The sequence below is a fragment of the Arthrobacter oryzae genome (genome assembly GCF_030718995.1).
GTDB lineage: Bacteria > Actinomycetota > Actinomycetes > Actinomycetales > Micrococcaceae > Arthrobacter > Arthrobacter oryzae_C.
In genome coordinates this window covers 949,252-975,806 of record NZ_CP132204.1, presented here as the reverse complement: position 1 = coordinate 975,806, position 26,555 = coordinate 949,252, and the positions used below count along the sequence as shown (strand labels likewise).

Annotated in this window: 25 protein-coding genes; 14 read left to right on the top strand and 11 right to left on the bottom strand. The window is 67.5% G+C overall.

The genetic code is table 11. From position 1 onward, the window contains the following. Positions 1-24: 24 nt before the first annotated feature. From Q8Z05_RS04540 to Q8Z05_RS04525, 4 genes are read right to left on the bottom strand one after another with little or no spacing between them, the layout of a single operon-like run. Positions 25-882 (bottom strand): prephenate dehydratase, encoded by an 858-nt coding sequence (locus Q8Z05_RS04540; RefSeq protein ID WP_305942303.1) that lies wholly within the window; start codon positions 880-882, stop codon positions 25-27. A 46-nt stretch (positions 883-928) separates the two neighbouring features. Next, the gene (locus Q8Z05_RS04535; RefSeq protein ID WP_305942302.1) at positions 929-1,648 is read right to left on the bottom strand and encodes a GntR family transcriptional regulator; all 720 of its coding nucleotides are present in this window, start codon (positions 1,646-1,648) and stop codon (positions 929-931) included. A 4-nt stretch (positions 1,649-1,652) separates the two neighbouring features. Next, entirely contained in the window at positions 1,653-2,189 is a 537-nt protein-coding gene (locus tag Q8Z05_RS04530; protein WP_305942301.1) for a PTS sugar transporter subunit IIA, read from the bottom strand. Continuing rightward, positions 2,186-2,416: a PTS glucose/sucrose transporter subunit IIB gene (locus tag Q8Z05_RS04525; protein ID WP_305942300.1), complete on the bottom strand. Its 231-nt coding sequence runs from the start codon at positions 2,414-2,416 to the stop codon at positions 2,186-2,188. Before Q8Z05_RS04525 ends, Q8Z05_RS04530 begins: the two co-directional genes overlap by 4 nt. A 184-nt stretch (positions 2,417-2,600) precedes the next feature. On the opposite strand from Q8Z05_RS04525, the gene Q8Z05_RS04520 reads away from it, so the two are divergent. From Q8Z05_RS04520 to nagB, 3 genes are read left to right on the top strand one after another with little or no spacing between them, the layout of a single operon-like run. Continuing rightward, entirely contained in the window at positions 2,601-3,875 is a 1,275-nt protein-coding gene (locus tag Q8Z05_RS04520; protein ID WP_305942299.1) for a PTS transporter subunit EIIC, read from the top strand. Continuing rightward, complete coding sequence (locus Q8Z05_RS04515; protein ID WP_305942298.1) at positions 3,865-5,136, top strand: N-acetylglucosamine-6-phosphate deacetylase; 1,272 nt, start codon at positions 3,865-3,867, stop codon at positions 5,134-5,136. Before Q8Z05_RS04520 ends, Q8Z05_RS04515 begins: the two co-directional genes overlap by 11 nt. After that, the gene (nagB, locus tag Q8Z05_RS04510; RefSeq protein ID WP_305942297.1) at positions 5,117-5,926 is read left to right on the top strand and encodes a glucosamine-6-phosphate deaminase; all 810 of its coding nucleotides are present in this window, start codon (positions 5,117-5,119) and stop codon (positions 5,924-5,926) included. The genes Q8Z05_RS04515 and nagB overlap by 20 nt, the downstream gene beginning before the upstream one ends. A gap of 67 nt (positions 5,927-5,993) precedes the next feature. Here the strand turns inward: nagB and Q8Z05_RS04505 are convergent, their stop codons facing one another. Beyond that, positions 5,994-7,403: an aldehyde dehydrogenase family protein gene (locus tag Q8Z05_RS04505; protein WP_305942296.1), complete on the bottom strand. Its 1,410-nt coding sequence runs from the start codon at positions 7,401-7,403 to the stop codon at positions 5,994-5,996. 264 nt (positions 7,404-7,667) lie between these two features. Between Q8Z05_RS04505 and Q8Z05_RS04500 the strand changes: the two genes are divergently transcribed. Continuing rightward, positions 7,668-9,143, top strand: a complete 1,476-nt coding sequence (locus Q8Z05_RS04500) for an APC family permease (RefSeq protein WP_305942295.1) — start codon at positions 7,668-7,670, stop codon at positions 9,141-9,143. On the opposite strand, the gene Q8Z05_RS04495 is transcribed toward Q8Z05_RS04500, so the two are convergent. Beyond that, the gene (locus Q8Z05_RS04495; RefSeq protein ID WP_305942294.1) at positions 9,120-9,821 is read right to left on the bottom strand and encodes an AmiS/UreI family transporter; all 702 of its coding nucleotides are present in this window, start codon (positions 9,819-9,821) and stop codon (positions 9,120-9,122) included. The genes Q8Z05_RS04500 and Q8Z05_RS04495 overlap by 24 nt on opposite strands. A 207-nt stretch (positions 9,822-10,028) precedes the next feature. On the opposite strand from Q8Z05_RS04495, the gene gdhA reads away from it, so the two are divergent. Beyond that, positions 10,029-11,366 (top strand): NADP-specific glutamate dehydrogenase, encoded by a 1,338-nt coding sequence (gdhA, locus tag Q8Z05_RS04490; protein WP_305942293.1) that lies wholly within the window; start codon positions 10,029-10,031, stop codon positions 11,364-11,366. An 18-nt stretch (positions 11,367-11,384) separates the two neighbouring features. Here the strand turns inward: gdhA and Q8Z05_RS04485 are convergent, their stop codons facing one another. Together Q8Z05_RS04485 and Q8Z05_RS04480 are read right to left on the bottom strand one after the other, a co-directional pair. Further along, the gene (locus Q8Z05_RS04485) at positions 11,385-12,344 is read right to left on the bottom strand and encodes a helix-turn-helix domain-containing protein (protein WP_305942292.1); all 960 of its coding nucleotides are present in this window, start codon (positions 12,342-12,344) and stop codon (positions 11,385-11,387) included. Between the two features lie 130 nt (positions 12,345-12,474). Further along, the gene (locus Q8Z05_RS04480; protein ID WP_305942291.1) at positions 12,475-13,071 is read right to left on the bottom strand and encodes a TetR/AcrR family transcriptional regulator; all 597 of its coding nucleotides are present in this window, start codon (positions 13,069-13,071) and stop codon (positions 12,475-12,477) included. A 125-nt stretch (positions 13,072-13,196) separates the two neighbouring features. On the opposite strand from Q8Z05_RS04480, the gene Q8Z05_RS04475 reads away from it, so the two are divergent. Both Q8Z05_RS04475 and Q8Z05_RS04470 read left to right on the top strand, forming a co-directional pair. Further along, positions 13,197-15,122: a primary-amine oxidase gene (locus Q8Z05_RS04475; RefSeq protein WP_305942290.1), complete on the top strand. Its 1,926-nt coding sequence runs from the start codon at positions 13,197-13,199 to the stop codon at positions 15,120-15,122. 9 nt (positions 15,123-15,131) lie between these two features. Continuing rightward, positions 15,132-15,560 carry a hypothetical protein gene (locus Q8Z05_RS04470; RefSeq protein WP_371745924.1) on the top strand — a complete coding sequence of 143 codons (429 nt, stop codon included), beginning with the start codon at positions 15,132-15,134 and terminating at the stop codon, positions 15,558-15,560. Between the two features lie 3 nt (positions 15,561-15,563). On the opposite strand, the gene Q8Z05_RS04465 is transcribed toward Q8Z05_RS04470, so the two are convergent. Further along, positions 15,564-16,892, bottom strand: coding sequence for an MFS transporter (locus Q8Z05_RS04465; protein WP_305942289.1), 1,329 nt, complete (start codon positions 16,890-16,892; stop codon positions 15,564-15,566). Between the two features lie 155 nt (positions 16,893-17,047). Between Q8Z05_RS04465 and Q8Z05_RS04460 the strand changes: the two genes are divergently transcribed. From Q8Z05_RS04460 to Q8Z05_RS04450, 3 genes are all read left to right on the top strand, one after another. Next, positions 17,048-17,884, top strand: a complete 837-nt coding sequence (locus tag Q8Z05_RS04460; protein WP_305942288.1) for a shikimate dehydrogenase family protein — start codon at positions 17,048-17,050, stop codon at positions 17,882-17,884. A gap of 114 nt (positions 17,885-17,998) precedes the next feature. Next, entirely contained in the window at positions 17,999-18,799 is an 801-nt protein-coding gene (locus Q8Z05_RS04455) for an IclR family transcriptional regulator domain-containing protein (protein WP_305942287.1), read from the top strand. Beyond that, positions 18,796-19,728, top strand: a complete 933-nt coding sequence (locus Q8Z05_RS04450; protein WP_305942286.1) for a threonine/serine dehydratase — start codon at positions 18,796-18,798, stop codon at positions 19,726-19,728. Before Q8Z05_RS04455 ends, Q8Z05_RS04450 begins: the two co-directional genes overlap by 4 nt. Positions 19,729-19,731: 3 nt before the next feature. On the opposite strand, the gene Q8Z05_RS04445 is transcribed toward Q8Z05_RS04450, so the two are convergent. Next, positions 19,732-21,048: an LssY C-terminal domain-containing protein gene (locus Q8Z05_RS04445; RefSeq protein ID WP_305942285.1), complete on the bottom strand. Its 1,317-nt coding sequence runs from the start codon at positions 21,046-21,048 to the stop codon at positions 19,732-19,734. 112 nt (positions 21,049-21,160) lie between these two features. Further along, positions 21,161-21,634, bottom strand: coding sequence for a sensor histidine kinase (locus tag Q8Z05_RS04440; protein ID WP_305942284.1), 474 nt, complete (start codon positions 21,632-21,634; stop codon positions 21,161-21,163). 245 nt (positions 21,635-21,879) lie between these two features. Here Q8Z05_RS04440 and Q8Z05_RS04435 point away from each other — a divergent pair, with 245 nt between their 5' ends. The 4 genes from Q8Z05_RS04435 (at position 21,880) to Q8Z05_RS04420 (ending at position 26,490) form a co-directional block, all read left to right on the top strand. Further along, on the top strand, positions 21,880-23,259 hold the full coding sequence (locus Q8Z05_RS04435; protein ID WP_305942283.1) for a sensor histidine kinase: 1,380 nt from the start codon (positions 21,880-21,882) through the stop codon (positions 23,257-23,259). Continuing rightward, positions 23,222-23,932: a response regulator gene (locus Q8Z05_RS04430; RefSeq protein WP_305942282.1), complete on the top strand. Its 711-nt coding sequence runs from the start codon at positions 23,222-23,224 to the stop codon at positions 23,930-23,932. Before Q8Z05_RS04435 ends, Q8Z05_RS04430 begins: the two co-directional genes overlap by 38 nt. Before the next feature lie 63 nt (positions 23,933-23,995). Continuing rightward, a complete protein-coding gene (locus Q8Z05_RS04425) occupies positions 23,996-25,837 on the top strand; it encodes a sensor histidine kinase (protein WP_305942281.1) in 1,842 nt (613 codons plus the stop codon). After that, positions 25,834-26,490, top strand: a complete 657-nt coding sequence (locus Q8Z05_RS04420; RefSeq protein ID WP_305942280.1) for a response regulator transcription factor — start codon at positions 25,834-25,836, stop codon at positions 26,488-26,490. The genes Q8Z05_RS04425 and Q8Z05_RS04420 overlap by 4 nt, the downstream gene beginning before the upstream one ends. Positions 26,491-26,555: the final 65 nt, after the last annotated feature.

The window sequence follows — 26,555 nt, the reverse complement described above, 5'->3', positions numbered from 1 at the left end:
ATGAGCGCCGGGGGGACTCTCGGGTCAGCTGCTGACGGTCTGCCCGGCCCGGAAGTCTGCGGCTGCGTAGACGCCCAGGATGCGCACCTCAGTGGTGAAGAAGTCCAGTTCCTCCAGGGCCAGCCTCAGCGGCAGGTCCGCCGGGTGGCCCTCGACGTCCGCCATGAACATCGTGGCGGCAAACTCGTTGCCCACCATGTAGCTTTCCAGCCGTGTCATGTTCACGCCGTTGGTGGCAAACCCGCCCAGCGCCTTGAAGAGTGCTGACGGGACGTTGCGCACCCGGAACAGGAAGCTGGTCACTGCCGGTCCGGGCAGCTCCTCCCGGGACGGCAGTTCCTTTTCAGGAGCCAGGACCACGAAGCGGGTGGTGTTGGACGGGTCATCCTCAACCCGGGAGGCCAGCACTTCCAGGCCGTAAATGCTTGCTGCGAGCGGGGGAGCGAGTGACAGTTTCCGGGGATCGTTCCACTCCCGGACTTCCCGGGCGGAACCTGCGGTGTCGCCGGCAATGACGGGGCGCAGCCCGGCCTCGCGGATGAGCCGCCGGCACTGCCCCAGGGCGTGGATGTGGCTGTGGACCTCGGTGGCCGCTTCGATGGTGCTCCCGGGGATGCCCAGCAGGTCGAAATGGATGGGAAGAAAGTACTCGCCCACTATTTGCAGGCGGGACTGCGGCAGCAGGATGTGGATGTCCGCCACCCGGCCGGCGATCGAGTTCTCGATCGGGATCATGGCGAACTCGGCAGCACCCGTGGACACCAGTTCAAAGGCATCCTCGAAGCTGGCACACGGAACGCTTTCCAGTTCCGGGAACATCTGCATGCACGCGATATTTGAGTTGGCGCCGGGCTCACCCTGGTACGCAATTTTCTGGGTCACGATCCGTATGCTTTCACGACCTGCGCCCGGATGCGGACAGGACGGCTCAGCCCAGCGCCAGCCGCATCGACACCTGGTACCGGTCCGAGCGGTAGGTCGAAATGGAGTATTCGATGGGCGTGCCCGGATCGTCCTCCCCGGTGAATGACCGACGCCGGAAAAGCAGCACGGGCGCGCCGGGCTCGATGTCGAGCAGGGCCGCGGTTTCCTCCGGAGCGGCAGCGGCCTCCACCGTCTGCTCCACATGCTGCACCGGATGCCCGGAGGCAGCGAGCACCCGGTAGAGGGAACCGGTCAGGTCCTCCGAGAGCAGGTCCGGCAGGAGCCGGGGAGGCAGCCAGGATTCGTCCACGCTGACGGGCGCGCCGTTGGCCAGGCGCAGCCTGCGGACCTGGTAGGCGTCCTGCCCCGGAGCCAGTCCCAAATGCTCGGCCGCGGCGGCGGCCGGTTCCGCCGTTGTGGCAGTGATGACCCGGGTGCTGGGTTCGAAGCCGGCCGCCCGCATGTCCTCATTGAAGGAGGCCAGATGCAGGGTTGAGCGCACCAGTCCGTGGGACACAAAGGTCCCCTTGCCCTTGATCCGCACCAGGGCACCGTCCTGGACGAGGTCCGAAATCGCCCGGCGCACCGTAATGCGGGAGACGCCGAACTGCTCCTCCAGTTGGCGTTCGCCCAGCAGCGCGTCCCCGGGTCGCAGCGTGGTGGCGACGAGGTCCTGGAGCTGCCGGCGCACCCAGACGTGTTTTAGTTCCCCTGCGGTATCCATCCGTCTATTTTTCCGGAAGTTGTCCCGGCAGGTCGAACAGGTGCCCGCCGGCTTCCACGCGGCCGCCGGAGGCAGGAGGTTCAATTGCGTCCGGTGCGCTGTCCAGGATCACCACGGGGCTGCACATGCTGAGGTTTTTTGACCGGACAAAGCTGACATCAACGCTGATCATCGGATCGCCGGCCCGGACATGGTCGCCCTTCTGCGCCAGCACGCTGAAGCCCTCGCCCTTCAGGCCCACCGTGTCGATGCCCACGTGGACCAGGACTGCGGGCCCGGAGGCGTGCTGGACGATGTAGGCGTGCGGCATGACCTTGATGACGCGGCCGTCCAGTGGCGCGACGGCGGTGAGCACACCGGCGTCGTCGTCCGGGATGACGGCGGCGCCTCCGCCCACAAGGCCTTTGGCGAACACCGGGTCCGGTACCTCGCCCAGCGGGATGAGCCAGCCGGGCAGGGGCGAGGCCACGCTGATGGGCGTGGCCTGCCCGCCTGCTTCTGCCGTGCCGGTACCTGCGGTGCTCACGTCAGGCGTGCTCACATCAGGTCCTGGATGTCTTCAGCCAGGCTCTCGGCCTCGGGACCCACCACAACCTGGACCACCGTGCCGGACATCATGACGCCGTGGGCGCCCGCGGCCTTGAGGGCGGCCTCGTCCACGCGGGCAGCGTCCACCACTTCGGTGCGCAGGCGGGTGATGCACCCTTCAATTTCTTCCACGTTGTCGGCGCCGCCCAGCGCGGCAAGGATGATCTCTGCTTTGGACATGTCCACTCCTGTTGATGGTTCGCGGTGAAGGCCGGCGGGCCGGAAGTTCTTTTTTCCTGCCTGAGGTTGACAACTAAGCCCGGTGCACTTCACAGTGATGATTGTCACTGGTTATAACCAGTTAGCAAAACTCTACTGAATCCCGCATCCCCGCACAAGCACCCTTTTCGAAACGAGGAACCACATGTCCACGGAAAACCCCTCCGCTTCCGCCGGGGCCGGCCCGCTGGCCTCGCCGGCGCCGGGAAAGGCCAAAGGCAGCGGCAAAGCGCTGCAGAACATGCAGCGCTTCGGCCGCAGCCTCATGCTCCCCATCGCAGCACTTCCCGCCGCCGCACTCCTCCTGCGGCTGGGCCAGGACGACCTGCTGGGCAGGTTCGAAGGCCTGTCTACCGTTGCCCAGGTGATCGGCGCGGCCGGCGGGGCCCTGTTTGAGAACCTGCCCCTGCTCTTCGCCGTCGGCATTTCCTTCGGCTTCGCCAAGAAGGGCGACGGGTCCACGGCGCTGGCCGCCGTCGTCGGCTTCCTGGTCCTGACCAACGTTTTCAAAGTCATGGCACCGCTGGTGCTGGGCGCCGCCCCGGAGGGCGGCAAGGATCCCGTCATCAACTACGGCGTGCTGGCCGGCATCGTAATGGGCCTGACCACCGCATGGCTGTGGCAGAAGTTCCACCGGACCACCCTGCCGGACTGGCTTGGATTCTTCGCCGGCCGCCGGCTGGTGCCCATCCTGACCTCCTTCGCCGCGATCGTGATCGGCGTGGTCATGGCACTCATCTACCCCCTCTTCAATTCCGGGCTGACGGCGGTCGGCAACACGGTGGCGGACAACACCGTGGTGGGCAGCGGAATCTACGGCACGCTCAACCGGCTGCTCATCCCGCTGGGCCTGCACCACATCCTGAACTCGATCGTCTGGTTCATCATCGGCGACTACAACGGCACGCACGGCGACCTGAACCGGTTCTTCGCCGGCGACCCCTCAGCAGGCGTGTTCATGACCGGGTTCTTCCCCATCATGATGTTTGCCCTGCCGGCTGCGGCCCTCGCCATCTGGCACGAGGCCAAGCCGTCCCAGAAGAAGATCGTCGGCGGCGTCATGCTCTCCACCGGCCTTACGGCGTTCCTCACCGGCATCACCGAACCGCTGGAATTCTCCTTCATGTTCGTGGCCTGGCCGCTCTACCTCGTCCACGCCGTCCTGACCGGAACCTCCATGATGCTGGTCAACTTCCTGGGCATCCACCACGGGTTCGGCTTCTCCGCCGGAGCCATCGACTACCTGCTGAACTTCGGGATCGCCCAGAATCCGCTCTGGCTGGTCCCCATCGGCCTGGGCTACGCGGCCGTGTATTACGTGACGTTCCGCTTCGTGATCCGGCGCTGGAACCTGCGCACCATGGGCCGCGAAGACGAGACCGACGAGAACGGTTCAATGGCCAAGGCCGATGCGAGCTGACTTGACGCTGCCGGGGAAAGGCGACATCGACCTGGGGCTGCGGGGGCGCCTCGTCACCGGCCGGAGCGGCGACGGAATGATCGACGACGGCACCGTGGTGATCGCCGGGGGCAGCATCGTATGGGCCGGGCCGACGGCGGAGCTGCCCGCCGGCGTCGACGTCGAAACAACACAGGTTCCGCTCATCCTGCCCGGCCTGGTGGACGTCCACTGCCACGGCGCCGTCGGGCACACCTTCTCCGCGGATGCGGAGGGCGCCCGCCTCGCGGCGGGTTACTACGCGGCGCAGGGAACGACGTCGGTTCTCGGCTCGCTCGTTTCGGCCCACCCGGACGTGCTGCTCGGGCAGATCGAAGTGCTGCGGGCGCTGGTGCAGGACGGCACATTGGCCGGCCTGCACCTGGAAGGCCCCTTCATCACCAGGAGCATGTGCGGGGCCCAGGACCCGGCGGCCATCATCGACGGCGACCCCGGACTCCTGAAGGAATGGCTCGAAGCGGGACAGGGCACGGTCCGCTCCCTCACGCTGGCACCGGAAACCGCTCACTTTGCTGAGCTGGTGGCCCTGTGCCGGGACTACCGGGTGGTGCCGTCGATCGGCCACACGGACGCCACGGCGGCCCGGACGCGGGAAGTGCTCGGGGGAGGGGACGGGCCGTGGTCCGCCACCCACCTGTTCAACCGGATGCCTCCGCTGGGCCACCGGGCGCCGGGGCCTATCCCTGTCCTCCTGCAGGCCGCGCGGCAGTCGCCGGACCGGATGGTCCTGGAGCTGATTGCCGACGGCGTCCATCTGGACCCGGAGATTGTCCGCATGGTCTTCAGCCTGGTGGGGCCGGGGTCGATAGCGCTGATTACCGATGCGATGGCGGCGGCCGGGATGACCGACGGCCTGTACACGCTCGGCAGCCTGGACGTGCTGGTCCAGGACCGGGTGGCCAGGCTGGTTTCCGCGGACGATGGCCGTCCCGGGGCGATCGCCGGGGCAACAAGCCTTCTGCTGGAAAACGTCCAACGCTGCGTCGGGTGGGGCGTGCCCCTGGCCGATGCCGTCACGGCGGCCTCAGCCACTCCGGCCCGCCTGATGGGCCTGGACCACACGGACGCCAGCCAACCTGGTTCCACGCCCCTGGGCTCCCTCGCCGCGGGGAAACGGGCCGACGTACTGGTGGCCACCGAAGAACTCGAACTGGTGCAGGTCTACCGGGCCGGCACACCACTACTGCAGGAAAGGAATACGCGTGCAGATCATTCTGTGTGAGTCCGCAGAACACGTAGGCGGCAGGGCCGCGGACATCATCGAGGCCCGGGTGAGGCAGGGCCCGGCCGTCCTCGGGCTCGCCACGGGCGGTTCGCCGAGGTCCACGTACCAGGAGCTGATCCGCCGGCACCGCGACGAACAGCTCAGCTTCAGCCGGGTCACGGCCTTCACCCTGGACGAATACGCCGGGCTGCCGCCGGAGCACGAACAGAGCTACCACTCCACCATCCGGCGGGAATTCGTTGGCCACGTGGACCTGCCGCCCGGGCAGCTCTTCACGCCGCAGGGCGACGCCCCGGACCTCGTTGCCGAGGCCGACCGTTACGACGCCGCCATCACGGCCGCCGGCGGTGTGGACATCCAGATCCTCGGAATCGGCGCCAACGGCCATATCGGGTTCAACGAGCCCACCTCGTCGCTGGTGTCCCGCACCCGGGTAAAGACCCTGGCAGGAGCCACCCGTGCGGACAACGCCCGGTTCTTCCCGGCGGGCGACGTTCCAAGGCTGTGCCTGACCCAGGGACTGGGGACCATCCGCGAAGCCAGGCTGGCGGTGCTGGTGGCCATCGGGGAGAACAAGGCTGATGCCGTCCAGGCCATGGTGGAAGGCCCGGTCAGCGCCCATTGCCCCGCCTCGGTGCTGCAGATGCACCGCCGGGCCGTGGTGATCCTGGATCCGGCGGCCGCGTCCCGGCTCTCCATGCTGGAGTATTACCGCGAAGCCCAGGAGTTCAACGACCAGCTGGGCCAGACGCCCACCAGGCCGTGGATGCGGCAGCCGGCAGTCTAGGAGTTTTTGTCCAGATAATGGGCGCAAACCGGGGCTGAAGTCCCTCTAAGTGGACAAAAACTCCTTCCTAGCCGTTGATCACCTGCGGAACACCCAGGGCTTTGAGGCCTTCGACGCCGAACTCCAGGCCGTAGCCGGACTGCTTGGCGCCGCCGAAGGGAATGCGGGGGTCCACGGCGCCGTGTTTGTTGATCCAGACGGTGCCGGCCTCGAGCCGGGCGGCCACCTCGCGGGCCCGAGCCGGATCCGAGGACCAGACGGAGGCTCCGAGCCCGACGTCGAGCGCGTTCGCCATCGCTACAGCCTCGTCGACGGTTCCGTAGCGGATGATCGGCAGGGCCGGGCCGAACTGTTCCTCGGCCACCAGCGGGTTGCTGTTGTCGATGTCGGCCACGAGGGTGGCGGGGTAGAAGTGGCCGGGCTGGTCCGGGTCCGGGTTGCCGCCGGTCAGGATCCGGGCGCCGGAGTCCCGGGCGGTTTCCACGAGCCCGGCCACGATGTCGTACTGGGCTCTGTTCTGGAGCGGGCCGAGGACGTTGTTCTCGTCCAGCCCGACGCCCATGGGCATCGCGGCGGCCACCGCCGTGAGTTCCGCGCAAACGGCCTCATACAGCGAGTCGTGGACGTACAGGCGCTTGAGCGCCGCGCAGGTCTGGCCGGTGTTGATGAAGGCGCCCCAGAAGAGGCCCTCGGCGATGGCTTTGGGGTCGGCGTCGGGCAGGACGATGCCGGCGTCGTTCCCGCCGAGTTCCAGGGTGAGGCGCTTCACCGTCTCCGCGGAGGACTTGATGATCGCCTTGCCGGTGGCGGTGGAGCCGGTGAACATGACCTTGCCGATGGCGGGGTGTTCGGCCAGCCGGGCGCCGACGTCGCGGCCGCCGCTGACAACGGTCAGGAGGCCTTCGGGGAGTTCCTCGTTGAGGACCTTGGCCAGGGCCAGGACGGAGAGCGGCGTGTATTCCGAGGGCTTGACCACCACGGCGTTGCCCATCCGCAGGGCGGGGGCGATCTGCCAGACGGTGATCATCATGGGCCAGTTCCACGGGCCGATCGCTCCCACGACGCCGATGGGCCGGTAGTGCAGTTCGGCACGGGTTTCGCCGTCGTCCACCACGGTTTCCGGGTCCAGCGGCGTGCCGGCGGCGACGCGCAGCCAGGCCGCGCAGGCGCCGACCTCGAAGCGGGCGTTGGGGCCGTTCAGCGGTTTGCCCTGCTCGCGGGAGAGCAGACGGGCGAGTTCTTCGGCGGAGCGTTCGACGGCGTCGGCTGCTTTGAGGAGCGCGGCGGACCGGGCGCCGTGGCCCAGGGCTGCCCACGCGGGCTGGGCCGCGGCCGCGGCGGCAACGGCCGCCTCGAGGTCCTGGACGGTATGGACGGGGGCGGTGCCCACGAGCGTGCCGGTGGCCGGGTCGAGGATGGCCCGGGTTTCGCCGGCGTCCGGGGTGATCGAGGCCAGCAGGGCGTCGTAAGTTTCCATGGGGTACTCCACTTCGAGTAGGCAATGCGCACCGGCCGACATGGCCCGGGGCCTTGTCTCGAGTCTGCCCGCCCGCCCGCGGGACGTCTTGTCTATCCGCGAAGAGCTGTTGTGCGGGAGCGAACAGCCCCGGAGGGGGCCGCACTGGATGCCTCGCGTGCGCTCAGGAACAACAACTGATCGCTGCCAGACAAGCCGCCTCGGGCGGCGACTGCCATGCTGGATTTCACTCCCCCCAGCACTCATGACCGTTAGAAGGATCAAATGAGTATTTCGAATCCCGAATCCCGGACCGCAGAGCCCGGTTCCCGCCAGGAACACTCCACCGCCCTGCGCGCAGGCAGCATCGGCGTCCTGGGCATCCTGTTCTTTGTCCTGTCAGCGCAGGCCCCGCTGACCGGCATCGTGGGCGCGGCACCGCTCGCGGCCGCGCTCGGCAACGGGGCCGGCGCCCCGGGGGCCTACCTAGTCGTCGGCATCGTTATTGTCATTTTCGCCGTGGGGTTCGTGGCCATGAGTCGGAAGGTGCAGACCAACGGCGCCTTTTACGCCTATGTGACCGCCGCGTTCGGGCGCAGGGTGGGCGCCGGGGCGGCATGGCTTGCCCTCCTGGCCTACAGCACGGTGCAGGCGGCAATGTACGGACTGTACGGAGCGGCGTTTTCCGGCCTGCTGGCCTCTGCCGGGTTACCTGTTCCGTGGTGGCTGCTGGCTGTGGTCACCATGGCCGGGGTCCAGGTCCTGGGCTCCATGAACATCGAGCTCGGCGCCCGTGTCCTGGCGGTCCTGGTGGGCCTGGAAGTGGCCATCCTCCTGATGTTCGGATTCTCCGTGCTGTTCAAGGGCGGCGGCCCCGAAGGCCTTGATATCGCCGCCTCCTTCGCGCCGGCAGCCATCGCCAGCGGAGCTCCCGGCGTCGCCATCATGTTCGCGGTGGCCTCCATGTTCGGCTTCGAATCCACGGCCATCTACTCCGCCGAGGCCAAAGACCCGCACCGGACCGTTGCGCGGGCCACATATCTCTCCGTGGGCATCATCGCCGTGTTCTTCTCCTTCATCACCTGGATGCTGGTCAGCTTCTACGGGCCGTCACACGTCGTCGGTGCCGCCGGCGCCGCCCTGGAATCCGGGGACGCCACCTCGTTCGTGATCGGCCCCATCGTCGAGATGTTCGGGCCCTGGGCCGGGATCACCACCGGCGTCCTGCTGGTGACCTCGTTGCTGGCAGGCATCATCGCCTTCCACAACGGCATCAACCGCTACCTGCACTCGCTGGCCCTGCGCGGTTCCCTGCCGGCAGTTGTTGCCCGCACCAACAAGCACCGTGCGCCGGCCGCCGCTGCCTGGATCCAGACCGCGGTGGCCGTCCTGCTGGTGGCACCGTTCGCGCTGCTGGGACTTGACCCGGTGCTGACGCTGTTCTCGTGGTTCAGCGGCCTCGCCGTTGCCGCCCTGCTGGTGCTGTACATGCTGTGTTCCCTGGCCGTCGTCGCCTATTTCCGCAGGGAACGGGTGGCCGGCCAGCAATGGCAGACGTTCATCGCCCCGCTGCTCGCGTCCGCCCTGCTGGCGTGGGTGCTGTACCTGGTGGTCAGCAACTTCACGTCCCTCATCGGAGGCAGCGTCGAAACGGCCACCGGACTGCTGGTGGCCGTCCCCGCACTGTTCCTGGCCGGAGTCCTCGTGGAGCTCCGGGTGGAGAAGCGGGTGCGGGCCTCAGAGCTTGAGTTCGCCGGATAGCGGACTTTCGACGGGAACAACGACGGCGGCGGCGCGGGGGGCGGTTGGCCCCCCGCGCCGCCCGCGCCAGGTGAATCCGGCGGCCAGCAGCAGGAGAAATGCAAGGACTGAGGCTCCCGCGGCCGCCGACGGTGCCGCTTCGGGACCGTCGGGCCACTGCCCCGTGATGCCCAGGAACGCCGGAACCGTGGCCGACGCCGCGCTGGTGAGGACAAGGGACCAGCCGATCAGCGGCTTCAGACCCGAAAAACCCAGTGCCAACTGGAGAAAGAACAGCAGCCACAGGTAGGTCCAGCAGAGCCAGAGAACGGCCAAAAGCGGATCCGCCCCGGCCCAGGTCGCGGCGAGCAGGAGGCCGCACACGGCCACCATCCCGCAGAACCAGCCGAGGCCCCGCGAACCTAGTCCCAGCAGGAAATCCAACCCAACGTAGACGTAGGTCAGCCCGAATAGGAACATTCCGGCTGCTCCCAGCAGTAAGTGCGGGCCGCCGTCGCTCGCCTTCCCCGGTAAAGCCCCCGCAGGGGCAGTGCCCAGGAATGCAACGCCGAGGGCCAGTTGGGTGCTGCCGATGACCAGGCTGAACACGGCAGCGTCCCGGCGGGGGAGAAGATCCAGCGCCGCGAGGCCGTTGAGCAGCAGCGCGGCTCCGGAGAGCAGCAGGCAAATGTGGGCCATCAGAAGCCCCCCGCCGGACCCCGAACCGAACCCACTATTTTCGTTTCATGGAAATTGAATGTCACAATACGGAGGTTAGTGGAACATCGATTGGCCATGCGTGGCCCGTGCAGTCACAATTGGGTATGTTGAAGTTTCAATAAAAGGGTGCAGGTCCGGTGTAGGCCGGAGACTTTCCGGCGCCCGGTTCGGACGTTAGGAATCATCATGGATGCACGGCTCGAGGCCATCAGGGACACCGTCCTGGCCAGGAACCCGGGAGAAGCGGAGTTCCATCAGGCGGTGGTCGAGGTGTTCGAGAGCCTGGGCCCCGTCCACGACCGGCATCCCGAATTCCTCGAAGCGGCCATCCTGGAACGGCTGTGCGAACCCGAACGCCAGATCATCTTCCGGGTGCCGTGGGCCGATGACCAGGGCCGCGTGCAGATCAACCGCGGCTTCCGGGTGGAGTTCAACTCGGCCCTCGGCCCCTACAAGGGCGGCCTGCGATTCCACCCGTCCGTCTACCTGGGCATTGTGAAGTTCCTCGGCTTCGAGCAGATCTTCAAGAACGCCCTCACCGGCATGCCCATCGGCGGCGGCAAGGGCGGCTCGGACTTCGACCCCCGGGGCCGCAGCGATGCCGAGGTCATGCGGTTCTGCCAGTCCTTCATGACCGAGCTCTACCGCCACATCGGCGAATACACCGACGTGCCGGCCGGCGACATCGGCGTCGGCGGGCGCGAAATCGGCTACCTCTTCGGCCAGTACAAGCGCATCACCAACCGCTACGAATCCGGCGTCCTGACCGGCAAGGGCATCTCCTGGGGCGGTTCGCTGGTCCGGCCCGAGGCCACCGGCTTCGGCACGGTGATCTTTACCGAGGAAATGCTGAAGACCCGCGGAACGTCCTTCGACGGGCAACGCGTGGTGGTGTCCGGCTCAGGCAACGTGGCCATCAACGCCGTCGCCAAGGCCCAGTCGCTCGGTGCCACGGTGGTTGCCTGCTCCGACTCCTCCGGCTACATCGTGGACGAGGCGGGCATCGACGTCGGGCTCCTCCGCCAGATCAAGGAAGTTGAACGCGGACGCCTCAAGGATTATTCGCTCCGCCGTTCCGGGGTCGCCTATGTGGAGGCCGGCTCAGTGTGGGACGTCGACGCGACGGTGGCGCTGCCGTGCGCCACGCAGAACGAGCTCGACGGCGGCGCGGCCGCACGGCTGGTCCGCAACGGCCTGATCGCCGTCGGCGAAGGCGCCAACATGCCGTCCACCCGCGAAGCCGTGGCCGTGTTCCAGGAGGCCGGGGTGCTGTTTGGGCCGGGCAAGGCCGCCAATGCCGGCGGCGTGGCGACGTCCGCCCTGGAGATGCAGCAGAACGCGAGCCGTGACTCCTGGTCCTTCGAGCACACCGAACAGCGGCTCACGGACATCATGGTGGGGATCCACCACCGCTGCGCTTCAACAGCCGACGAATACGGCGAGCCCGGGAACTACGTGCTCGGCGCCAACATCGGCGGGTTCGTCAAGGTGGCTGACGCCATGCTCGCGCAGGGGCTGATCTAGGCCCCGCTTAGGCGCCGGTTAGGCACCGCGCCGCCAGTCGCTGGGGGATTCCCCGTAGGCGTCCCGGAACGTGCGGCTGAAATGTGCTGCGTCCAGGAACCCCCACCGGGCGGCCACGGCGCCCACGGAGGTGCCGTTGAGCAGCGGATCCCTCAGGTCGCGGCGGATGCGCTCCAGCCGCTGGCTCCGGATCCAGCTGGCAACCGTGGATCCGGATTCGTGGAAGATGTTGTGCAGGTGGCGCGTGGAGATGAAGTGCGCCGTAGCGATGCTGGCCGGCGAAAGCTGCGGATCCGCGAGGTTGGCCTCAATGTATTCGCGCACCGACGTTGCCAGCAGCACCTGCGGCTTCATGGTGTCCCGCGCCATGTCCAGTTCCGAGTGCAGCATGGTGGACACGAGGTCCAGGGCGTTGGCGGCCAGCCGTGATCCGCTGGGTCCGCTCAGGGCATCGAGGTTTTCCGCCAGCCGGGCAATGAATGGTCCCACGATGCCGGTCAGCCCGTGCCCGCCTGCCAGCCGGACCGCCGAGAGCTGGCCCACGTAGTCCGAAGGCAGCGTCAATGAGTCGTGCGGGAACATGACCACCATGACCCGGGCCTGCTCTTCGAAGGCCAGCGTGTACGGGCGGTTTGTGTCGTAGATGGCGAGGTCGCCGGGGCGCAGCACTGCCTCGCGGTTGTCTTGGATCAGGAGCCCGGTGCCCTCCAGCTGGAGGTTGAGCTTGAAGTACCGCTGGCCGGGCTGTGCCACCAGTGCCGGCGTGCGGTGGACGCTGTGGCCCGAGGCGGAAACCTCCACGATGCACAGACGGTCCAGGACCCTGGAGCGCATCCGGCCGCGGAAGGTGTCGGGATGATCCGTTTCGGCGGCCAGCGGCACAAAGGACGCCGCCACGAGGTGCCGCCAGTGGTCAAACGACGTGGCCGTGCTGGAGATGAGGTCCTGGCCCGCGGGGCGGGCTGAAATTGCAGTCATGGATGTTCCTGACGCCGGATAGCCATCTGAAGAGCGGTCCCCCAAGCACTGTGTCCTGCGACACAGTCATTTCAGGGTAGCGCCGTGGTGCTGCGATGTCATCTTTTTTCGACAAGTGTGGAAAAAAAGATTACGAACCCGCCTGCAGCAAGGTCAGGAAGGCTTCCAGCTGGCCGGCCAGGCCGGCGTCCGCCTGGCTGCCGGGGGCAAGGGCTGCGGCGATCTGCGCGCCCAGCAGCATGTTCAGCAGGTGGCCGGCAACTGCCGAATCGTCGACGGCGGCGCGTACGTCCCCCTGGCCGCGCGCCTGTGACAGGTACTCCAGGATGGCGGCATGCCACTGTTCCATGGACTCGCGATGGATGGCAGCCTTGTCCGGATCGTTGATCGCCTTCTGCCAGAACGGGACCACGATCCGCGCCTCATTGACGCGCTCGGAGTCCAGCGGCAGCACTTCAATGCAAAAGGCCCGGAGGGCCGGGATCCCCGCCTTCCCCGCGGTCACTTCCCGGATCCGCTCATTGGTCCGGTTGAAAACGTGCCGGAAGGCGAAGGTCAGGAGCGTGTCCTTGGTGGGGAAGTACGGTTTCAATGCGCCGTTGGCGAAGCCGGCCTCAAGGGCGATCTCGCGCATGGTGGCGCCCTCGATGCCCAGCTTGGCGATGATCCGCCAGGTCGCATCCACCAGTTCCAGGCGCCGTGCATCATGGTCAACAATCTTTGGCACGCTGGTGATCCCCCGGAACTTTCTTGTCTCAAACCCTTGTGACCCATCTTACGTACCGTTATTCTCTACACCTATAGAAAATAAAAATTCCGACCCCACCACGGTCCCGGACAAAGGCAGCGCTCATGACACTTGCACCAACTGACACGGCCGCCCCGTACCGCCTGGCGACCGGCGCGGAAATCACCGAAGTCCAAGGCATCCTCGCCGCCGGTGGACTTCTTGGCCCCGGGAAGCGGATCGCCTACCTCGGCCTGCTGGACCCCGCCCGCGACCAGCCGAAGGACTCCGGCGAACGGCGCTTCAGGGTGTTCATCCATGATGTTTCCGGCGGCCGCCCCCTCGACGTGACGGTCTCCCTCGCGGGCGGCGGGGTGACTTCCGCCGTCGAACTGGACACCGCCGTCACCGGCGAACTTCCGGTGCTGGAAGAGGAATTCGAGGTGGTTGAGGAACTCCTGGCCTCCGACGGGCGGTGGCTGAAGGCCCTGGCGGACCGTGGGCTCGACGTCGGTAAAGTCCGTGTTGCGCCACTGTCCGCGGGCGTCTTCGAATACCCGGAGGAGAAGGGGCGGCGCATCCTCCGCGGCCTGGCGTTCGTGCAGGATTTTCCGGAGGACAGCGCCTGGGCGCACCCCGTCGACGGCCTGGTGGCCTACGTGGACGTCGTCAGCAAGGAAGTCACGCAGGTCCTGGACCTGGGAGTTGTCCCGATTCCGGCGGAACACGGAAATTACACCGACCCCGAGCTCACCGGCCCGCTCCGCACCACGCAGAAGCCGCTCCACATCACCCAGCCCGAGGGGCCCAGTTTCACGGTCACCGGCGGAAACCATGTCGAGTGGGAAAAGTGGAGCGTCGACGTCGGCTTCGATGTCCGCGAGGGCGTGGTGCTGCACAACCTGGCCTTCCAGGACGGGGAGCGGAAGCGCCCCATCATCAACCGTGCCTCCATCGCCGAGATGGTGGTCCCGTACGGCGACCCGTCCCCGATCCGGTCCTGGCAGAACTACTTCGACACCGGCGAATACCTGGTGGGCCAGTACGCCAACTCGCTCGAACTGGGCTGCGACTGCCTCGGCGAGATCACCTACCTCAGCCCGGTGATCAGCGACGCCTTCGGCAACCCCCGCGAAATCCGCAACGGCATCTGCATGCACGAGGAGGACTGGGGCATCCTGGCCAAGCACAGCGACCTCTGGACGGGCATCAACTACACGCGCCGCAACCGCCGCCTGGTCATCTCCTTCTTCACCACCATCGGCAACTACGACTACGGCTTCTACTGGTACCTGTACCTGGACGGCACCATCGAATTCGAAGCCAAGGCCACCGGTGTTGTGTTCACCAGCGCCTTCCCGGAGGGCGGCTCGGACAACATCTCCCAACTCGCTCCCGGCCTCGGCGCACCTTTCCACCAGCACCTCTTCAGCGCCCGCCTGGACATGGCCATCGACGGCTTCACCAATCGGGTGGAGGAAGAGGATGTGGTGCGGCAGCCCATGGGCGAAGGCAACGAACGCGGCAACGCTTTCTCCCGGAAGCGGACCGTCTTGCGCAGGGAGTCCGAAGCCGCCCGGGAAGCGGACGCCCGCAGCGGCCGGACCTGGATCATCTCCAACCCGGAATCGCGCAACCGCCTGGGCGAACCCGTGGGCTACAAGCTGCATGCCCAGGGCCAGCCCACGCTCCTCGCCGACCCGGATTCCTCCATTGCCCGCCGGGCGGCATTCGCCACCAAGGATCTCTGGGTTACCCGGTTCGCCGAGGACGAACGGTACCCCACGGGCGACTTCGTGAACCAGCACGCCGGGGGAGCGGGCCTGCCTGAATACATTGCCCAGGACCGCGGGATCGACGGCCAGGACATCGTGGTGTGGCACACCTTCGGGCTGACCCACTTCCCCCGGATTGAGGACTGGCCCATCATGCCCGTGGATACTGTGGGCTTCAAACTGCGCCCGGAGGGGTTCTTTGACCGCAGTCCGGTACTGGATGTGCCGGCCAACCCGAACACCACGCCCGCCGCCGGCGGGCACTGCCACGGCTAGGCAGCTGCCGTGACTGGCCCGGGACTGCACCCGCGCATCGTCGCAGCGGCAACTGCGGGGTCCGGCATGGTGCATCTCTGGCTTGTCCTGGGGAATCACCACGGCCTGTGGCTGAACCTGCTGATGCTGGCCATGGTGGGGGTCTGCCTGCCGTGCGCCGTGCACATCTGGCGCGGCGGCCGGCCCGGGTCCCTGCGCCAGGTGATGGCGTGCGCGCTGGCAATGACAGCGCTGCATGCCGTCCTGTTGCTGGGCGGTGCCCCCGGTTCGCCGGTGTCCGGCCACGGCCACGCGGCGGTCCACGTGCCGGCGGCAGGGGCCGCCGGCACGCCGGCCGAAGCATTGCTGGCCGTCATCGTCCTGGAAATTACGACGGCACTCCTCGCCGCCACGCTGCTGGCCCGGCTCCGGCGGGCGCAGCAGCCGGCGGCGGCGTAGCGGTCAGCGGACGGGGTTGCCCAGTTCCCGCAGCGGGGTCTTGCTGGTCTCGCGGGCCCAGAAGGCACCGGCCACGGCCAGGATGGATGATGCAGCCACGATCCAGGCTGCGGGGCCCCAGTTTGCCTTGTCCGCACCGACGAGGGCGGTGCCGAGCAGCGGGGTGAAGCCGGCGCACAGGATGCCGATCTGCAGGCCGATGGCCATACCGGAATAGCGGACCTTGACATTGAACAGCTCCGAGAACCAGGCCGGGTAGATGGCGTTGGACATGGCGTAGGTGCCGGCGGTGATCAGGGTGCTGGTCAGGAAGATCATGGGGACGTTGCCCGTGGAAATCACCGAGAAGTACACGAAGATCATGGCACCGGAACCGAGGACGCCGGTGATGAAGACCGGGCGGCGGCCGAACTTGTCGGAGAGCCACGCCATGAGCGGCTGGGTTCCCACGGCCAGGATGTTGCCGGTGATGCTGACCCAGAGCATGGTGGAGGCCGGTACGCCCACGGACACGGCGTAGGCCAGGCCGAAGGACTGCATGAAGGTGTTCGTGACGGTTTCGAAGGACATCAGTGCAACCTGGAAGAACTGGGCCGGGTGGGTCTTGAACATCTTGGCGAAGGGGAGCTTCACCAGTTCGCCGTGGTCATGCTTTTCCTCGAAGACCTCCGGCTCCTCCAACGAGCGCCGCACCAGGTATGCCACGATCAGCACGAGGATGGATCCCCAGAACGGGATGCGCCAGCCCCAGGCCAGGCGGTCGGCTTCGCTCATGGCAGCCACCGGAAGGAAGGCCAGGGAGGCCAGGACGATGCCCGCGGAAATGCCGCTCATGGCAAAGCTGGCGAAGAAGCCGCGCCGGCCTTCGGGGGCTTCCTCGGTGGACAGCGCCGACGCGCCGGCCGTTTCAGCGCCGGCGGAGAGGCCCTGCATGAGGCGCAGGAGCACCAGCAGGGCCGGTGCCCAGTAGCCGGCGGTGTTGAAGTCGGGCAGCACGCCGATGAGGAACGTGGCCGATCCCATCAGGACCAGCGTCATCACCAGGGTGTTCTTCCGCCCGATCTTGTCGCCCAGGTGGCCGAAGACCACGGCGCCGAAGGGGCGTGCGACGTACGCGACGCCGAACGTGGCGAAGGAGGCCAGCAGGGCGATGGTGGGATCCCCGGCGGGGAAGAAGATCTTGGAGAAGACCAGCGACGCCGCAGTGGCGTAGATGAAGAAGTCGTAGTACTCAAGGGCGCCGCCGAGGAACGCGGCGAGGGCTGCCTTCTTGGCCCGCTTGAGCTGGCGCTGCTCGGCTCCGATGCTGGCGCCCGTAGCTGTGTTTGTCATGGTGCTGGCCCTTCCGCGCTGAAAGACGGTTGTTTGTTTGTGATTTGTGCGCATTCCGAACAGATGTGCGGTATGCGATTATGGAATAGAGTACCGCAGGGTGAGGTGCCTCACAACACCTTCCTGACTGAGCGCCCGCAATGAAAGGTGTCACCATGGAAAACCGAATGCCCGCCCACCGGCTGTTCCTCATCGGCTCCGAGGCCTCCAGCGCCATGTCTCCCGGGCTCTGGAGCCCCGTCCTGGAACAGCTCGGAAACAGCTGGACCTACGAGGCCTGGGACGTTCCGGCCGGACAGGACATGTCCGGAGTCCGCGCTGCGATGCTGGAGGCCGACGTCGTGGCCGCGAACGTGACCATGCCCCACAAGCAGTGGGCTGCGCGCACAGCCGACGCCGCCACGGAACAGGTCCGGCTCAGCGGTGCCTCCAACCTGCTGGTCCGGGACGGCCGGAGGCTCCTTGCGCACAACACGGACATCACCGCCGTCGCCGAACTCCTGGGCGGCCGGCACCAGCGGCATGCGCTGATGCTCGGGGCGGGCGGAGCCGCCCGTGCGGCCCTGGTGGCGCTGGCAGGCCTGGCGGACCGGATCACCGTGGCAGACAAGGATCCGCTGGCATCACGGCAATTGGTGGACCTGGCCACGGGCCTCGGCATGGAAGCCGCCGCCGTGGCATGGGCAGAGGCCCGGGACCATGCGCCTGGCGCCTCCCTGATCGTCAACGCCACCCCGATCGGCAAGGGACGCAGTGATGAACCTGCCTGGGGGCCGGCGGAGCTTTCCCCGGACGCCTTCGTGTACGACTTCGTGTACGCCGGCCACACGACGGCCACTATCGCCGGCGCGAGGGCCCGGGGCCTGCCATGCGCCGACGGCTGGGACCACCTGCGGGCGCAGGCGGCGGCCATGATTCCCATCCTCGGGCTGGCACCCGAGACTGGCGCACTCCTGGGCCGGGCACTCACGGACATCCGGGTGGAGAGCTGACCGGGAATTGGCCCTGCTGAGGCGGCCGTGCGTTATCCGGATATGATCGGAACCAGCCTGCGGCCACGCGCCTGCAGGCGCCAACAATGAGTTTCAGGGAGGGCAAACCATTCCATGGCGGAGCAACCCGCGTACTTCGTGAAATCGGTGGAGAAGGCCTTTGACGTACTGCGCGCCTTCGCCCCGGATGAGCCCCGCCTGACCGTGTCCCGGGTCGCCGTGAAATCGGACATGACCCGGGCTTCCGCCCGCAGGTTCCTGATGACGCTGACCGACCTGGGCTACCTTCGGGCCGACGGCCCCTACTATGAGCTGACTCCCCGCTCGCTGGACATCGGCCAGTCCTTCCTGGCAAACCTGGCGCTCCCCAGAATCGCTGAGCAGCACCTGAAATCGCTCGCGGCCGAACTCAATGAAACAACATCGCTCTGCATCCTTGACGGTACCGATGTCGTTTACGTGGCCTGCGTTCCCTCGCCCCGGCTCCTGAGCGTCTCCATCAGTGTTGGCACGAGGTTCCCCGCCTGGGCCACGTCCATGGGGCGCGTCCTGCTCGGGGCGTTGTCCGGCGCAGAGCTGAAGACGTACTTCGACTCCGTCCAGCTGCAGCGCTTCACCGAGCGCTCCATCGGCAGCCTGGACCAGCTGCAGGCGGAGGTGGAACAGGCCCGCGCCAAGGGGTGGTCCATGGTTTCCCAGGAACTGGAGGAAGGCCTCCGCGGTGTGGCCGTTCCGGTCTGGCACGGCAACGACGTGGTGGCCGCCGTGAATGTGTCCCTCCAGACCCACCGGGCGCCGGCGGAGGACATCGAGAGGACGGTGGTTCCGCTCCTCCAGGACGCCGCACGCCAGATCGGCCACGACTACGGCGGCCGCTCCACCCTTCCCCGTACGGCTACCCGGGGGATGTCATGATCACTCGCCGTGACGTCGACGAAGCAGCTGCCAGGATTTCCGGGCTGGTGCGCCGCACCCCGGTGATCGAAGCGGACAAGGGGAGCTTTCCCGGGACCATCTGGCTGAAGTGCGAGTTCATGCAGCACACCGGCACGTTCAAGGCACGCGGCGCATTCAACCGCGTGCTGGCCTGCCGTGAGCGGGGCGAGCTGAAAGAGGGCGTGGGCATTGTGGTGGCCTCGGGCGGCAACGCCGGCCTCGCGAACGCTTATGCCGCGGCGCAGGCAGGGGTTCCTGCGGCCGTCTTTGTCCCGGAGACCGCCCCCGCCATGAAGGTAAAGAAACTCCGCGAATCCGGGGCCACGGTGATCCAGCGCGGCGCCGAGTACGCCGTGGCCTATAACGCGGCCATTGCGTACGCCGCCGAAACCGGGGCCGTGTACTGCCACGCCTATGACCAGCCCGAAATCGCCGCCGGCGCCGGCACCGTGGGCTCGGAACTCCTGGAACAGCTTGGCGGCGTGGACACCGTACTGGTGGCTGTGGGCGGCGGGGGACTGATGGCCGGAATCGCGGCCGCCGTCGAAGGAGTGGCCAGGGTGGTGGGCGTGGAACCCGCCACCGCCCCCACCCTGCACGCCGCGCTCAAGGCGGGGGAACCGGTGGATGTGCCGGTCTCCGGAATCGCCGCGGACTCCCTCGGCGCGCGCCGGATCGGACGGATCGGCTTCGATGTAGCAGTCCGCACCGGTGTGGTGGGCGTACTGGTGTCCGACGACGAGATTGTCACCGCGCGCTCGCGGCTGTGGGCCGACTACCGGATGGTGGTGGAGCACGGCGCGGCAGCCGCGTTTGCGGCGCTGACCTCCGGGGCCTATGTTCCCGGGGATGGCGAACGCGTGGCCGTGGTCCTGTGCGGCGCGAATACGGACCCCGCAACTGTCTGAGCGTCAGATGGCTGCGCGGCCGCCGGGCCGGGCAGCGATCCGTTTTGGTTCCTTGCGGTCGCGGCGGGCGTAGACGCGGGACCGCTCGCTGGACAGGGCGAGGATCAACAGGATGTCCAGGGTGAGGCCCGGAAGGTTGGTCTGCAGCGTGATTCCGGGGCCTCCGTTGACCACATCGATGACCTGCAGGCCGATCGCGGCCGCACTCACGGCCATGGTGAGCGTGCGCGCCCAGTTGCGGCCCAGGAAGACGAACCAGGCAAGCAGCAGTTCTGCGAGGGCAAACAGGACCACCACTGCCAGGCCAAGGTAAAGCACCAGCTGGGACTGGTCCGCGCTCAGGTGCTCGGCGGGGAAGAGCAGGATGGACACCGCCAGTGCCGCGGCTGCCAATGCACGGCCGGCGACGAGGGCCGCCCCGATGATCGTGGGGGCGGGTCGCCTGTTCCGGCTGTCGCTCGGGAGCCGTGCCACGGCAACGCCGGACACCGGCGTTGCCCGCAAGTCAACGATGGGCAGGTCGCCGTCGGTGGCAATTTCATCGCCCCCGCCGTTGCGGGTGTGGTAGCCGGTGGAAAAGTCCCGGATCACCCGGACGGCGGCGGACGGTTCGGCGTCGGACATGGACCTGACGATATGGTCCCGCTCATCGTCCGTGTGTTCGTCGATCTTGTGCGTGACCTGGAGGGTGAACAACGAGAAGCCGACACTTCTGTCATAGGTGCCGGCAGCCAGCCAGTCAGCGGACACGCCGCCGGGGAGCAGCCAGCCGGGCGGACACCGCCAGAAGCGGACGTGGTGGCGCTTGCCGGGATTTCCGTCCACTTCCTGCTGGTACGCGAAATCCTGCTGCCGGCCGAACAGGAAGAGCGGGCTGACAGGGGCCTCGAGGTAGCTGCGGCGCAACACGGTGGAGGTGATGATCCGCCAGCTGCTGGCCAAGGTCACGTCGTCGGCGATGGTCCAGCCGGCCCTGCGCATCACGTGGTGGAGCTGGGCTTCGGAGCCCAGCAGGGCAACATTCACCGGACCACCGAGCAGGCCGTCGCTGGTGCGGGCGCGCCCGATGAAGTAATCCGGCACATACACGCGGGTCAGGATTGAGTGGAGCCTGGGCAGGACGAGGTAGGCGAGCATGGCCCAGAAGACGAAGGTGAACCATAGCTGGCCCCAGCCCCACTGGAAGCTGAGCTCAAGGAGAAGGTACGTCAGCCAGGCGGCGGCGACACCACCGATGAGGAAGAAGATCCGGTCCCAGACGGTATCGAGGGCTTCGCGGGCTACTCCCGTGACAGGGACCCTCACCGCAGGCCTGGTCATGGGCAAAATGATACTGGAGCCGGCGGATGGTTCCGTGGGCACAGCGGCCCGGGCTGAGATGCATGGCGATCCCCCCAGAGAATCATGTGGTCATTGCAGTGGAAGCGTGCGGTCAGTCCAACGGAAGCGTGACCGTGACGCAGGTGCCCTTGCCGGGAGCGGTGTCGATGGTTGCAGTGCCGCCGGCTTCGTGGACCGCGATGGACATCAGGAGCAGTCCGAATCCCTGCGGGCGGTTCCCGTGGTGATCGTGGCGGTCAAAGCCGGTGCCGTTGTCGGCTACCGTCAGCCGTATCCCGTGATGCACTGCTGCGAGCCGGACGGTCAGTTCGGTGGCAGCGGCGAATTTGAAGGCGTTGCTCAGGGCCTCCTGGGCGGCGTGGTACAGCAGCCCGGCGCTTCCGGCCGGTATCTCGATGCCGTGGTGCGGCGTCTCCCACCGGATCCTGGTTCCCTGCTCCCGCAGCGGCGCGGCGAGCCGGTCGATGCAGCCGGCGAGCCCCAGGGCATGAAAATCCACCGGAGCCTGGTCGGTAATGACGCCGTGGATCGCGGCGACCTCGTTGACCGCTGGAGCCTTTTTCATGGCCGGTCCTGCTTCCTTGCAGCCTGTGATGCTTTCTTCTCGCGGGTGCTGGGTTCCCGCCTGGATGTTATGACTCAAGGGTGAACCGGGGGAATCAGGAATAACGCGGCATTGATGCAATTTTGGCTCAAGTTCCGCGGCATGCCTGGCTGGAAGGATGAATCTGCTGGCTTCGCGGTGGAGCTCAGGCGGAATTGGCCGTCGTTGTCACAGGAGCGCCTGCGCGCGTGGATAGGGTGACAGGCATGGAACCACTTCTGAAATTCATGCGGCATTGGGGCGCCCCCGTGGCGGCCGTTCTTTTCTTCGCGCTGTGGTGCGTGGGCGAAGCAGGAAGGATGGGGCCGTGGCCCGGACTCAACGTCTGGCCGGGAACGGTCCCGCTGGTTCTGATGACGGCGGCCATCGCCGTGTCGGTGTGGCAGCCGATCGTTTCGCTCGCCCTGACGGCGATCCTGCTGGCGGGCCAGTTCCTCTACGTCATCCCGGCCATGTACTCGAACCACTGGCCCATCTACATCGGATCGTTCATCGCCCTGGCGTTCATCCTGTGGACCGCGGCCAGGCGGACTGCGGTGGTGGCCGTTTCGGCCAACGCGGTCTTCATCGTGGCCATGACGTTCCTGATGATCTCCTGGCGGTACAGCTACGGAGTGGGCTGGTTCCGTCCGTTGTACGGCGGTGACCGCTTGGCCTTGCAGGTCCACGGCTGGCAGCTCTTCTCCGTCCTGACACTGATCGCCGCCGGCTGCGCCGCCGTCGGGCTCGCATTGAAGCTCTATCAGGAACGCGGCAGCCTGTTCCACGCACGGAACATTGCCCAGGCCGGCCTGAAGGAGGCAGAGGTCGACCTCATCGTGGAGCAGGAACGAACGCGCATTGCCCGGGACCTGCATGATGTCCTGGCTCATTCCCTGGCAGTCATCGCGGCGCAGGCGGACGGCACCCGCTACCTGAGTTCGGACCAGCCCAAGGCCGTGCTCAACGCCCTTGAAAATATCGCCAGCTCCGCCCGGAGTGCCCTGGTGGACGCGCAACGCGTCATCGAGGGAGTCCGCGACGACGGCATGGTCGCGCCCCAGCCCCGGCTCAGTGATGTCGCCCCGCTCGTGGAGAGGATGCGGCAGGGCAGCCTGGCCATCGACCGCAGCGAATCGGGCACTCCGGCGCCCCTGACCACCGGCCAGGAGCTGGCCGTGTTCCGCATTGTCCAGGAGTGCCTCACCAATGCCCTCAAGCACGGCGGACGGGGCACCGCGGTGCGTCTGCACTTTGACTGGAGCGGGCCCGGGCTCGCGCTGCACGTCGCGTCAGCGATGGCCGCCGACCGGGGAGCCGCGGCGGAAACCGACGGCGGTTTTCGGGTGGGGCGGGGCATACCCGGTATGCGCGAGCGGGCGCACCTGGCGGGAGGCTGGGTGACGGCCGGGCCGGACGGCGAACAGTTCCGGGTGACAGCGTTCGTGCCGTACGGGCTGCAGGCCGCCGCGGGCGAAGTTACAGCGGCCGGGGAAACATCCGCCGCCGGAACAAACACTGGCCTGGCTGCAGGAGGACAGGCGCCGGCGGAACTGGAAGCGGCGCCGCATGGGGAAGCCCGCCCGGAAGCGGCCGTCCGTGGTTGATGCCGGAGGGCGCATCTCGGTGGCGCTCGTGGACGACCAGCCGCTCTTCCGTTCCGGCATCCGGATGCTCATCGAGAGCCAGCCGGACATGGAGCTATCGGGGGAGGCGGGCGACGGCGGACAGGCAGTGGCGCTCGCCGCGGACCTGACCCCTGATGTGATGCTGATGGACCTCCGGATGCCGGTGCTCGACGGCGTCGCCGCCACCCGGCTGATCCTGCAGCAGGCGGATTGCGAGGGCTGGAGCAAACCAAAGATCATCGCCCTGACCACCTTCAACCGCGACCAGGCGGTGGTGGAGGCTGTTCAGGCCGGCGCCAGCGGATACCTCCTCAAGAGCGCGGAACCCGAGTTCCTCCTGGCGGCCATCCGCACCGTCCATTCGGGCTACTCCGTGATTGCGCCCGGCTCCGTCCATGAGCTTTTTCAGCATGCAGCCCGCACTTTGCCTTCCGCGGGGCCGGACCTCTCCGTCCTTGAGGTGCTGTCCGCGCGTGAACGCGATGTCTTCCTGCTGGCGGCCAAGGGGCTGGCCAACGCCGAAATGGCTGACAGCCTGTTCGTGTCCGAGGCCACCATCAAGACGCACCTGCGCAGCGTGCTGGACAAGCTGGGGCTCCGCACCAGGCTCCAGCTCGTTGCCTTTGCCTACGAACGGCGGCTGTTGGGTTAGCTACGCGGGTCTGGCCCGCCGCCCGGCTGCGTGGGATTCTTAAGCTTGGCGGAGGGAAGCAGTGTGACTCCCAAGCAACTGGTACTGGTAGTGGCTGCCACCGTGGGCGTCCTGGCCCTGGTGCTGATCTCGATTGACTGGCGGCCGGCGGCCCTGCAGGATCCCGCCCGGACCCTCGGAGTCCTCAACGCCCAGGGGGTCATCCGCTGGGGCGAGAACCCGACACGGGCACCGTTTACGGTGACCGAGCTCTCCCTGTTCATTGCCGTGGGGCTCGCCTTCGTCCTGGCCGGCGTGGCGGCGTGGCAGACCCGGCCGAACCGGAACCCCGGGCTGCTGCTGGTGCTCGCGGGCCTGCTGTGGCTGGCTGCCGGGGTGCGGCGGTCCAGCGATCCCGTCCTGTTCACGGTGGGGGTGGGTCTGACGCTTATGTACCAGCCGCCGCTGCTGCAGCTGGCCTTGAGCTTTCCGTCGGGAGTCCTGCGTTCGCGTGCGGAACGGGCGGCGGTCGTCTTCTTTTTTGCCGCCTGGGCGGTCATCGCGGTGGCCAGCTGGGCGTTCTTTGATCCGCGGCTGCACATCGCCGCAGGGGAGTCCACGTCCCGGAACCTGCTCCTCCTCCGGGACAGCCCGCAGCTCACCAGTGCCATCGGGGACGCCGCCCGGATTGTCCAGGTGGGCATCGGCCTGGCCATCATGGCAGTGCTCGTCTCCCGCTGGCGGGCCGGCTCGCCAGCGTACCGCGCGGCGTTCCTGCCGCTGTGGCTGGCAGTGATCATCAAGACCGCATCCACCGTCTGGGTGTCCCTCGCCGTGGTGCAGCTGACCGGCTCCCTCTCCAACGAGGCCCTGCTGTGGCAGTACCCGGCGACGGCGATCGTACCGCTCGCAGTGTTGCTGGGGCTGTGGCGTTACAGGTTTGCCCGCGGCGCCCTGAGCGACTTGATGGTGGAGATCGGCACGGCGCCGGTCAGCGACCGGCTGGTCCGCGCCCTGCGCAGGTCGGTCCGGGACCCCACCCTCAGCCTGTGGCGGTGGTCCCCTGCGCTGTCCGGATTCGTGGACGACGACGGCGTGCCCCGTGCCATTCCGGAGGACGGTTCCGGGAGGGCGGCCATGGTGCTCGAGCGCAACGGCGTCCCCGTCGGGGCCTTGGTCTTCGACGAAGCACTCCGGGACCAGCCCCAGCTGCTCGCCGCCGTCCAGAGCGCCACGTCCCTGGCCCTGGACAACCAGAACATGGAACAGCAGCTGCGGGACCAGCTGGTCGAGGTGCGCCGCTCCCGGGAACGTATTGTCACCGCCGGGGACGCCCGGCGCCGTGAGCTGGAACGGGACCTTCATGACGGTGCACAGCAGCGCCTGGTGGCCGTGTCCATGGACCTGGCCAGGGCCCGCCGTGCCCCGGACCCTGCGGAGATGAAGGAACTTGTGGAGCAGGCCAGCGAGGAACTTGCCGTTGCGCTGGCGGAACTGCGTGAGCTCGCCAGGGGCGTCTACCCGCCGTCGCTGCAGGAACGGGGACTCGGCGGCTCCCTCACGGCGCTCGCGGAGCGCTCCGCGCTGCCCGTCGAGCTGGACGTTGACCTGCCGCACAGGCCCCCGCCGCCGGTGGAACTCGCCGCCTACTTCATCTGTGCCGAAGCCGTGACCAATGCGGCCAAACATGCCCGGGCCTCGAACCTTCGGATCGGCGTCAGGGGCACGGACACCGGACTCACTCTCAGCGTCACGGATAACGGGATCGGCGGGGCGACGTCCGGTTCCGACGGCGGCCTGCTGGGGCTGGCCGACCGGGCCGCCGCCCTGGGCGGCTCGCTGACAGTCACCAGCCCGGAAGGCCGCGGAACAACCGTGGCGGCAACCCTGCCATTCTCGGCCGATCCAACGGAGGACATGCCATGACCCTGCGCGTAGCCATCGCGGACGACTCGGCGCTGCTCCGCCGCGGCCTGGCCGCGCTGCTCAGTTCCGAGGGCCTGGAGGTGGTCTGCGAGGCAGTGGATGCCCGGGAACTGCTGGGGTGTGTTGCTGCCCTGCAGCCCGACGTTGCCGTCGTCGATATCCGCATGCCGCCCACATTCACCACGGAGGGCATCCAGGCTGCCACGGCCATCCGGCGGGACCAGCCCGGCACGGGGGTCCTCCTGTTGTCCCAATACGTGGAGACGGAGAACGCGATGTCGCTGTTCGGCAACGGGGCAAAGGGGCTGGGCTACCTCCTGAAGGAGCGGGTCTCGGACATCGACGACTTCATCGACGCGCTGCACCGGGTGGCGGCCGGCGGGACCGCCGTCGATCCTGAACTGGTGGCCCGGATGGTGTCCCGGCCGCACAACGGACACCACCGGGAAGATGAGCTCAGCAGCCGGGAGCGGGATGTCCTGGAGCTGATGGCCGAGGGACGGACCAACCAGGCGATCGGGAAGACCCTGTTCCTGGGGGAGCGGACCGTGGAGGCGCACATCCGGAGTATCTTCCTGAAGCTGGGGCTGCGGCCGGAGCCCGAGGACCACCGCCGCGTCCTCGCCGTGCTCACCTACCTGCGCCAGCAGTAGCAGACCGGCGGCCGTCCCGTGGGGACGGCCGCCGGTTCGCTGTTGTTCGGACGGAGGATGGGGCG

What these genes read in the sequence shown, in the direction of transcription:
- Q8Z05_RS04535 (WP_305942302.1), bottom strand. Translation starts at nt 1,648, where the DNA reads ATGGATACCGCAGGGGAACTAAAACACGTCTGGGTGCGCCGGCAGCTC.
- Q8Z05_RS04525 (WP_305942300.1), bottom strand. Translation starts at nt 2,416, where the DNA reads ATGTCCAAAGCAGAGATCATCCTTGCCGCGCTGGGCGGCGCCGACAAC.
- Q8Z05_RS04520 (WP_305942299.1), top strand. Translation starts at nt 2,601, where the DNA reads ATGTCCACGGAAAACCCCTCCGCTTCCGCCGGGGCCGGCCCGCTGGCC.
- Q8Z05_RS04515 (WP_305942298.1), top strand. Translation starts at nt 3,865, where the DNA reads ATGCGAGCTGACTTGACGCTGCCGGGGAAAGGCGACATCGACCTGGGG.
- Q8Z05_RS04505 (WP_305942296.1), bottom strand. Translation starts at nt 7,403, where the DNA reads ATGGAAACTTACGACGCCCTGCTGGCCTCGATCACCCCGGACGCCGGC.
- Q8Z05_RS04500 (WP_305942295.1), top strand. Translation starts at nt 7,668, where the DNA reads ATGAGTATTTCGAATCCCGAATCCCGGACCGCAGAGCCCGGTTCCCGC.
- Q8Z05_RS04495 (WP_305942294.1), bottom strand. Translation starts at nt 9,821, where the DNA reads ATGGCCCACATTTGCCTGCTGCTCTCCGGAGCCGCGCTGCTGCTCAAC.
- gdhA (WP_305942293.1), top strand. Translation starts at nt 10,029, where the DNA reads ATGGATGCACGGCTCGAGGCCATCAGGGACACCGTCCTGGCCAGGAAC.
- Q8Z05_RS04485 (WP_305942292.1), bottom strand. Translation starts at nt 12,344, where the DNA reads ATGACTGCAATTTCAGCCCGCCCCGCGGGCCAGGACCTCATCTCCAGC.
- Q8Z05_RS04475 (WP_305942290.1), top strand. Translation starts at nt 13,197, where the DNA reads ATGACACTTGCACCAACTGACACGGCCGCCCCGTACCGCCTGGCGACC.
- Q8Z05_RS04465 (WP_305942289.1), bottom strand. Translation starts at nt 16,892, where the DNA reads ATGACAAACACAGCTACGGGCGCCAGCATCGGAGCCGAGCAGCGCCAG.
- Q8Z05_RS04460 (WP_305942288.1), top strand. Translation starts at nt 17,048, where the DNA reads ATGGAAAACCGAATGCCCGCCCACCGGCTGTTCCTCATCGGCTCCGAG.
- Q8Z05_RS04455 (WP_305942287.1), top strand. Translation starts at nt 17,999, where the DNA reads ATGGCGGAGCAACCCGCGTACTTCGTGAAATCGGTGGAGAAGGCCTTT.
- Q8Z05_RS04450 (WP_305942286.1), top strand. Translation starts at nt 18,796, where the DNA reads ATGATCACTCGCCGTGACGTCGACGAAGCAGCTGCCAGGATTTCCGGG.
- Q8Z05_RS04445 (WP_305942285.1), bottom strand. Translation starts at nt 21,048, where the DNA reads ATGACCAGGCCTGCGGTGAGGGTCCCTGTCACGGGAGTAGCCCGCGAA.
- Q8Z05_RS04440 (WP_305942284.1), bottom strand. Translation starts at nt 21,634, where the DNA reads ATGAAAAAGGCTCCAGCGGTCAACGAGGTCGCCGCGATCCACGGCGTC.
- Q8Z05_RS04435 (WP_305942283.1), top strand. Translation starts at nt 21,880, where the DNA reads ATGGAACCACTTCTGAAATTCATGCGGCATTGGGGCGCCCCCGTGGCG.
- Q8Z05_RS04430 (WP_305942282.1), top strand. Translation starts at nt 23,222, where the DNA reads ATGGGGAAGCCCGCCCGGAAGCGGCCGTCCGTGGTTGATGCCGGAGGG.
- Q8Z05_RS04420 (WP_305942280.1), top strand. Translation starts at nt 25,834, where the DNA reads ATGACCCTGCGCGTAGCCATCGCGGACGACTCGGCGCTGCTCCGCCGC.